This is a genomic window from bacterium (assembly GCA_021159335.1).
In the GTDB taxonomy this organism is placed as follows: domain Bacteria; phylum UBP14; class UBA6098; order B30-G16; family B30-G16; genus JAGGRZ01.
The window spans coordinates 1-7,740 of sequence record JAGGRZ010000137.1 but is presented as its reverse complement, the minus strand read 5'-3'; the positions used below and the strand labels follow the sequence as shown (position 1 = coordinate 7,740).

The 7,740-nt window shown below is 43.8% G+C and carries 4 protein-coding genes; all 4 read right to left on the bottom strand.

Translation table 11 applies throughout. The features are described 5' to 3' along the window. Nucleotides 1-57: 57 nt before the first annotated feature. The gene (locus tag J7J62_07435) at nucleotides 58-3,288 is read right to left on the bottom strand and encodes a VWA domain-containing protein (GenBank protein ID MCD6124983.1); all 3,231 of its coding nucleotides are present in this window, start codon (nucleotides 3,286-3,288) and stop codon (nucleotides 58-60) included. A 57-nt stretch (nucleotides 3,289-3,345) separates the two neighbouring features. After that, a complete protein-coding gene (locus J7J62_07430; protein ID MCD6124982.1) occupies nucleotides 3,346-4,143 on the bottom strand; it encodes a DUF72 domain-containing protein in 798 nt (265 codons plus the stop codon). Nucleotide 4,144: 1 nt separating this feature from the next. Further along, on the bottom strand, nucleotides 4,145-5,395 hold the full coding sequence (locus J7J62_07425; protein MCD6124981.1) for a glycosyltransferase: 1,251 nt from the start codon (nucleotides 5,393-5,395) through the stop codon (nucleotides 4,145-4,147). 3 nt (nucleotides 5,396-5,398) lie between these two features. Further along, the coding region (locus J7J62_07420) for an AAA family ATPase (protein ID MCD6124980.1) at nucleotides 5,399-7,740 on the bottom strand (2,342 nt) is incomplete at its 5' end.

The following is a 7,740-nucleotide window of genomic DNA, read 5'->3' as shown; positions in this document are numbered from 1 at the left end:
AATTCAATTTAACTAATTGAATAAACTTAGAATGCAGATATCATATACAGCATTGCCTTATCTAAACAACATTAACTTACGCAATATTCTGTTATTTCCAGATTTCAACTCAACAAGGTAAACGCCATTTCTAAAATCAACAAGAGGTACCTTGACTGTGCTTTTTCCAGCCACAGATGTTCGGTAAATTGTCCTGCCCATCACATCGTAGATGAATAAGTCAGCTTCACCTGTTGACACACAATTAACGATTAATTCATTACCCATAACTTTCGTATCAATACTATATCCAGCTTTAATACCCTTCTCCTCCGACACACCAACCGGGGTTCTCACAAACTGCCATGCTATAGCGTTCATGTTTGGTTCGCAAATCTGTGAGCGGTCCCTGGCGCGCACAACGACCAATACGGTTTCGCCTCGTTCGAATGACATTCCAGCGGCAGCGCAATCAAACGATAGAATCGGGTCCGACCATGTCGCTGACACAAGGGAATCGTTTATGAACATGAAGATGGAGTCCGGGTCAACACCGGCTGGCTCATCGTGTATCGTAACGGCAATAGTTGGAGATGCCTGCCGTGTCGAGTCGCGCGGAGTGTTATTGCTAAATTCAGGTCCCTGAAGGTCGACCACGAAGCTTATGCAAACTGTATCGTATATCGGGTTCCCCACAATGTCAAAAGCACTATCAAGACAAGCCACTACCGACTCTGCATGCGACCACGAAGTAGGCGGAAGATATGTCAAAAGTCGGCTTGAGTAAACGAAGTAACCATCCGACCAGCGATACTTAACACCATTTATAGTAGCCACAATCGTTGAACACACTGGGTCACGAGAAAAACGCCACATCGGCGGGTAAGTCGGACAGGAAACTATAATACCACTCGGAGTTTCAGGTGTAACCAGAATCGGGCTGGCATAAACAGAAAATGTCCAGCAATACTCTCTATGGTTGGGTCCACAAACTCTGGCGCTGTCATCTATATTGAAGCAAACCCGAACATTACCACTGTCGGGAAGATGATATCCATGAGAAGACATGTCAAAAACAGCTGAGTCACCAGCAATAATTAACTCGGACGAACGGAATGTATCGTCTATAACCACAAGGAAAGCGCTGCTCCAATCAAGAGCAACATTGTCTCTAACATGAACCACTATATCGACTATAGTATCGCTTATTATCCCCGTCGGCGATTTATCCAAAACAGTTGGTGGAACGAGGTCAATTCTGAATCTGGCGCAAATAGGCTCCCACACCATTAGCCTGCCAGCAGTATCCCTCAACCTCGTAAGGCAAACCGTATGCCTTCCCTCATCCCAGTTTCGTGAGGGAGTGTAAATTAATGTGTCACCACGCCAAGTGTAACCAGAGGTAACAATAGTGGTATCGTCAACCTCAATAACCGCACTCGACCTATCAGCCCATCCGCCAACCACCCACTTAACAGACTGGAGGGAACAGGATGAAACAACATTCATAGGAGGAAATACAAGCCTTGGATATGGTGCGGTATGGAAAATAAAGTATGTGAAACACTTCGTGAGAACATTAGGACCACAAAGATGACAGCCCTCAATGCTCGATTTCACACTATCTTCAATGTGGATGCATAATCTTAACGTATCGTTGGTCGCAGCACCGAGTTCAGACCTTGTACCAGAAACAGTAAATTCAGCTCTGCTACGATAAAAAGTTGCAGTAAGTCTTGGGTCACCGTAGTCTATTCTTACTCCATTAGCTGTGAAAAACGAGGCGGCAGGATTTATCATAGCTGGCGTATCCTGCACTGTTATTCGTATCGATATATCCGCAGTATCACGGAAAACTGCGCTGTCGGGTGGCCAAACTTGGACAAGGCTCGGCGGCTGCCTATCAACGATGAAACTGCCGAAAACTGGCCTTATGTTGTAACAACCAGCACCATCACCTATAGCCTTGAGGGCGAAATTAACATTTTGTCCCTGAACCCACGATGTAGGATGACTGTAAATTAGGGTATCACCTCTTATACTCATTCTGGTCGGGAATGTGAAATCCGTATCGTTAACGGTCATAACAGCCGTTGAAACATCCGCAGTAGGAGACAAACGAATAGTTATTTTCTGGTTCGCACAACCCGTGTAAATATGCCCGCCCGATGGCGCAGGTGGACAAATAAGATAGGCTTCTGGCGGTGAGCATAGGCAGGTAGAGGTTGTTTCTTGGATGCAACCATGAATAGTATCATTATATAATCCGCTCAGGAAAATCGAGAAACATTTTTCGAAATCACGAGCACCAGATTGAATGTGTATCCTCCACCTGAAACAATGGGTTGAACCAGCAGGCCATGAACTGAATGTCTGAGTTCTCCCGCCCATAAGAAGGTCAAATTTTCCAGGGTCAACGAGCTGTGCCCTTATGGCTCCGCTTGCAGAAGGTCCGGTGTTGGTGATACAAAGTTTTATCTCAGTCGAGGAAAGCAGAAGTCCCATTATCTTCTGCGTTATAGTATCAGCTATCGCATTAGCTGACATCGAGATATCAAGATGCTTTCCGCCTGTAGCTCTCGCTATACGCCTGTATAATGTATCCCATTGTGCCGAATTAGGACCATCTGGCGGTGACTTGGTCACCGTAAATACCACGAAATCCTGGTTCATAGCTCTCTGGTATGGATTGTTAAAAGCCGGGAATGGATGAGCTATCGTATCGACATATGTTGAACTCGAGGTATCACAACAGCACGATGTTCCCGCCCGCAAATCCCTCGCACAGGAGGAATTATCGGTGAACAGCACTATAACTTTAGCATTTGTTATTGACCAATCGGCATAATCCTCCATAGCATGCCATATCGCATCCCATGCGGCATTCGGGACATCATTCCCGCCATGTTGTCGCGCAGTATCGATATCCAATGTGAATGTGCTCGGTGCGTTCCAGAAATTGTTACCAGGCATGAATGGGTCTCCATCCCAAACATTGACAGAATCATTAAAGGTTACAACACCTAAATAAATGAAATATGGAGTTGCTCCCAATTCACGGGCAACAGCTTTCGCAACATTTTTAGCTTTGTTAAAGTTGGAGGATGACATGCTCGAGCCCATATCTATGCAAAAAGCCACCTGTGGCGAACCTAATCCACTCCTTGTTGTGCACGATAGGTCAATGGTGAAACTTAACGGCGCCGATATGTTCGTTTCTGGATTAGGTTGCTTCGGAACATTACTGGCAAAAGCTATCGAAAACACCGCAAAAGTTAAAAAGACGATTAATATAGCAATATTTCTCATTTTATACCCCCTTTTATCTAATTCATAATACTAATTTACATCAGAATATCAAGCGCATTATTCAAATAAATCTCCCTGTGGAAACTGCTGACCGAACATTTTTGCGAACTTTTTCGCATTTATCGCCGCCTGCCCCATGTGGCAGTTATTAAAAAACACATATGTGTCCTTGGTCCAGCTCGATATAAGCCTTACAAGCTCGGCTATCTCCCCCAATTCTTCATCAGAATAGAAATAGTCATACCGATCCCCACTACCATACCAATTCTTGGCATTGCGACCATGCAATCGTAAGTATGCAACCTCAGTTGTGACCAAAGGTTCAGGGCGAGTCAATTCAGGAAGAGCTGGCACATCAGGAATAACCCAACCTACATCGTTTTCTTTAAGAAAGTCCATAGTTTCCTCATTTTTCCACGAAGAGTTTCTGAACTCAACGAAAAGTGGTCTGGTAAGCGCCTCTACTATTGCCTTCAACTTCTCGAAATTCTTTCTACTGAACCTAAAAGATACCGGAAATTGCGCGAGAAACCCTTTAAAAACCTTTTTATCTTTTGCAGGCGCTATAGCATTTTCTAACTCCGAAATGTAATTTGAGAGTTCCTTTTTAGTGGATTCCTCATGAGTTATAGAACGCGGAATTTTCACTGTAAGGACGAAATCATCAGGAAGCTGGGAAACGAGCTTCTCAATCCTCTCCTGAGGCGGGATTGCGTAAAATGTCGAGTTAAGCTCAAGAGCTGGGAAGTGCATAACATAGTATCTCAGCCAAAGCCTTTGGGAAAGTCCTTTAGGATAAAATGTTTTGCTCCAATCAGGGAAAAAATAACCTGATGTTCCAATGTATATTCCCATTTTAAATAAAATTGCCAAGAAAATCTGATAACTTTGGTATTATCGCATTTACCGAAAAATCTTTTCTTTTGTCCGAGCTAATCTGTTTCCCACCTTTTCGCCAGTTTTCGTAAAGTTCAGCAATTGCTTTGGCTGCTTTTTCAGGGTCTTCTATTGGTGCGGCGGCTCCAAACTCATTTTCCTTAACCAGCTTCAAAAGCGCACCCCCTTCAGGCGCGAACGCTATTATAGGTTTACCAGCACCAATGTAATCGAAAACTTTCCCCGGAACAATCTGTTTCCCACCTTTACTCGCTGGCACCGTAACAAAAACGAGGTTCGCATCAGAAGAAACCAGTAATCCTAAGGCATCTTTGCGAGGAAGATGGTCGAATAACTTAACCCCTGAAATGTTATGAAAAACCTTTCTGACACGATAATTCACATTACCTACAAGCAAAAGTTTAGTATTCTGCAGTATCGAATCAGGTAAAATACTAAAAACACGGCGTAAAAATCTTGGGTTATTATATCTATGAAAACTTCCTGCGTGAACTATCGTGAAATGTTCGGTAAAGTTTGCTTTCGGTAAATCTCTGAACTCATCGGGGTCATAGGGTGTCGGTATAACCTTAATTGGGGCTTGTGAATAAGCTTTTACAGTCTCAACGAACGAGCTATCAGGAACGATAAACCCGTCGAACATAGGGGTTATCCTTCGAAATATCGATTTAGCCAGTCTGAGCTGCACTAAATTCGCTAATTTTCTGAAAATAGAGCCGTAAGGGAGAAATAGCCAGAAAAGGTCGCGGAAATCAAGAATAACCGGAATTTGAGAAGACAGACGCTTAATGTGCTCCACCAACAATGCGGAACTGAATGGTGGAATGGTGATCAACACTAAATCAGGTGAAAAATTAGTTAATACGCCCTTGATATGTCTCGAAACCTCTTTGACCCAGAAATGCATTGGATCGAGGTTTAACACTGAACTTATTCCAACCAAGACTTTTTTATGAAACATGTAATTTTTAGAATAATAACCATCTATTATGTTGGTTTTTAATTTTATCACATCTATTTCCTCAACTAATTTCATAAGTGATTCATCTATTACGCGCCATGGCAACTTATTGCCACAAGTTAGGACTTTCACCATCCAGCCGCTTCTTCTTAAAAAGCGTGCAAAAAGCATAGCTCTAAGACTTGATATTCCCCCTGAGGGCGGGAAAAAGTAAGATATGAAAAGGAGTTTACGCGAGCTTTGAGCCATAAATTATTTTTTGCTTATTACTATTTCGCTGTCTTTTACATCAACGACTGTTTTGTCTCCTTCTTTCAGCTCGCCAGAGAGTATCATGGATGCTAATCGTTGCGTTATTTCAGACTCTATAAGCCTCTTTATCGGGCGTGCGCCGAACACAGGGTCATAACCCTTCTTAGCAAGGTATTCAGCGGCTGCTTGGGTAAGCTCAGCGTCTATTCCCTGCTCGATAAGCCTTTTCCTAACATGTTCAAATTGCAGCTTCACTATTTCAGCTATCTCCTTAGATAGTAATGGTTTAAATACTATTATTTCATCTATTCTGTTAAGGAATTCTGGTGGTAATGTCTTCCTTAGAAGGTCCTTTAGCTGTTTTTCAAGTTCAGCATGAATGGAATCACGATTTTGTTCGTTTATTTCGCTTATTCTGTCGACAATAAGCCTCGCCCCAAGGTTTGAGGTCATTATCAGTATGGTGTTTTTGAAATCAATGGTTCTGCCCTTGTTGTCAGTTAATCGCCCATCATCAAGCACTTGGAGCAGAATGTTAAAAACCTCTGGATGAGCTTTCTCAATCTCGTCGAACAAAACAACTGAAAACGGTCGTCGCCTTACCGCTTCAGTTAATTGTCCCCCTTCCTCGTAGCCCACATAACCCGGCGGTGCACCTATAAGTCGGCTTACTGAGTGTTTCTCCATGTATTCTGACATATCAATTCTTATCAGAGCTTTTTCGGTATCGAAAAGAGTCTCCGCAAGAGCTTTTGCCAGCTCAGTTTTTCCTACACCTGTCGAACCAAGAAATATGAAACTACCATGGGGTCTATTAGGGTCGGTTAAGCCAGCTCTGGTCGCACGAACCACTCTTGCAACGGCTTTCACGGCATGCTCTTGATCAACTATGCGTTTGTGAAGCTCGTCCTCGAGGTGAAGAAGCTTTTCTTTTTCGCTCTGGGTTAATCTTGCTACAGGGATACCAGTCCACTCCGAGAGAACCTTTGCTATGTCCTCCTCGTCCACTTCCTCCTTAAGTAATTTCCCCTGCTTTTGGATCTCGCTGAGCTGTTTTTGTGCCTGTTCAAGCATTTTCTGAAGTTCAATGAGAGCACCATACTGGATTCGCGCCGCCCTTTCGAAATCACCGGCTCTCTGCGCCTGTTCAAGCTCGAACTTGGCTTTCTCAATCTTTTCCTTAAGCTCGCTTATCTTCTGAAGGGCCTGCTTCTCCACTTGCCATTGAGCCTCAAGCTTTTTCCGTTCCTCCTCAAGTTTGCGAAGCTCTTTTTTTAGTTTTTCTACTTTCTCTCTTTCCTCAGGCTCTCGCTCCAACCCCTTTATCTCAAGATTAAGCTGCCTTATCTTCTTTATAACATCATCAAGCGGTTTGGGAATAGAATACAAATCTATTCTCAGCCTCGCAGCAGCCTCATCAACGAGGTCGATAGCTTTATCGGGAAGATAACGGTCGGTAATGTAGCGTGCGGAAAGTTTTGCAGCAGCCACCAAAGCCTCATCTTTTATCTTGACCTTATGATGAATCTCAAACCTTTCCTTAAGCCCTCTTAATATCGAAATAGTTTCCTCGATTGTGGGTTCGCGCACATATACTGGTGCGAATCTTCGTTCGAGTGCAGGGTCTTTCTCGATGTACTTTCTATACTCCTCTACTGTAGTCGCACCTATAGCTCTTAATTCACCTCTCGCCAGCGGCGGTTTGAGAATGTTGGCCGCATCCATAGCACCCTCTGCGGCTCCAGCACCTACTATAGTATGCATCTCATCTATAAAAAGTATTATCTTGCCCTGCGACTCAACCACCTCCTTAATGAAACTCTTTAACCTTTCCTCAAATTCCCCTCTGTACTTCGTACCTGCTATCATAGCGCCCATGTCAAGCTGGATGATTCGCGAGCCTCTCAGAGAATCGGGAACTTCGTTGGCAGCTATTTTCTGCGCCAATCCTTCAACTATAGCCGTTTTCCCGACTCCGGGTTCCCCGATAAGCGCAGGATTATTCTTTGTTTTCCTCGAAAGTATAGTTATAACTCGTCTTATCTCTTCTTCCCTGCCTATTATTGGGTCGAGTTTACCCTCGCGCGCAAGTTTCGTAAGGTCGATTCCGTACTGTTCCGTCGCAGCGAATTTCGTCTCGGGTTGTTGGTCGGTTATTCTGTGATGTCCCCTTATCACGCGCAGAGCCTGAAGAATTTTATCTTTCGTTATGCCAAACTCACTAAGAATTCTTGCCGCCCGCGTATCCGTCCCATCAGTCATAGCGAGCAAAATGTGCTCAACACTCGTGTATTCATCTTTAAAAAGCCTTTCTCCCGTCTGCATAGCGTCCTCAAGGCTTT